The 1,246-nt window shown below is 48.3% G+C and carries 1 protein-coding gene; it reads right to left on the reverse strand.

The window, feature by feature from the left end; all coding sequences use genetic code 11:
- On the reverse strand, window positions 1-533 hold a 533-nt coding region (locus AC2VLY_RS10150; protein WP_486922212.1), incomplete at its 3' end, for a hypothetical protein.
- Window positions 534-1,246: the final 713 nt, after the last annotated feature.

Here is a 1,246-nt window from a genome sequence, read left to right on the forward strand (position 1 = left end):
ACTACTGTCGCGTTACTCAATACGGCACTTAAACCGGTAGCCGTAAGGGTGGATGCGCCTAGTGAATTCACAATGGACGCGGTTGCTGCTGGTATACTGGTGGCCATATTGGCCATTGCATCACCCACACCGGTACCTACGCCTGTCAACATTCCACTAATTCCACCGCCCACGCCTTTAGCAAGCGGTCCTTCTACATCAGAAGCATAAGTGGATCCGAGGCTGGCGCCCAATGACTTCGTTACAGAAGCCAGGGTGGACGATGAATCCGACAGGAAGCTTTTGCTGAGGTCTTCAGCACCGGTCACGGCTTCACTCAGTGTGCCCTGCGCGGCTGTCGTAATATCATTGGTCAGATCACCTGCCAACGTAGCTGCATCTTTTGTAACCGACTTATCGAGGTTACTGGTCGCAGCAACACCATCATTCATCAGTGTGCTGACGTCACTGGTGGTAAGGCCACTGCTGCCTCCCAAAAGACCACCAACCAAACCGGTAACCGTATCCAATATACCGCCTAATAAAGCAGCCATAATTTACTCCTTTTAAGTACTGGGATGAAATGTAAGTTTATTTTACCCGGAGGGCCACTAGCCAGCCGGGCACCAAAAAGTTAGCAAACTATGTGCCAATGTTGCCATATAGGTAACAGCACGCATGGATAGGGTATCCATATAAAAAATACATAAATTTTTTCAACTTGTTAATTTATTTATAAGAAATTTCTGTCATTTCTTTGACGCTCCTTACCTACGGAGAATTTCCTTTGATTCATCCAAAAAATTTTACATAGTCTGAATCTTTCTGTAACAATTTTGGTTACATGGCGCGCTCAAGAATGAAATATAACAGATATAGTCCAGAGGGACCGGAGGTGGAAAAGTACAATTCAATTGAATGTGATGTGGACCAGCGGAATCAACTGCACAGAGGACTGAATACTGGGCAGGGCAGAGTTAAAGAGCCTTGTCCGGGATCCTGAATAGTCTGGGTAGGGTGATCCGTCGTGGCGGCTCAAGGCAAAGCTACGATGCCATCTGTGGTCGGGATTGAGCGTGGACGGTATCTGATATTCCGTATCATTGGGGTACGTGACTCATGGATTGGGAGCGTCCGACATCCGGCGACCAGGACAGGGTCTAAAAACTGCACCTCTGGTGCGTCAGGTGTGGTGAAATAAAAGGCGTCGGACAGGGCGTCCGACAGCTTGTCTGACGGGGTGTCAGACGCTTGGTCCGACAAAAAA

This window comes from Acidithiobacillus sp. TH-A36 (genome assembly GCF_057473445.1).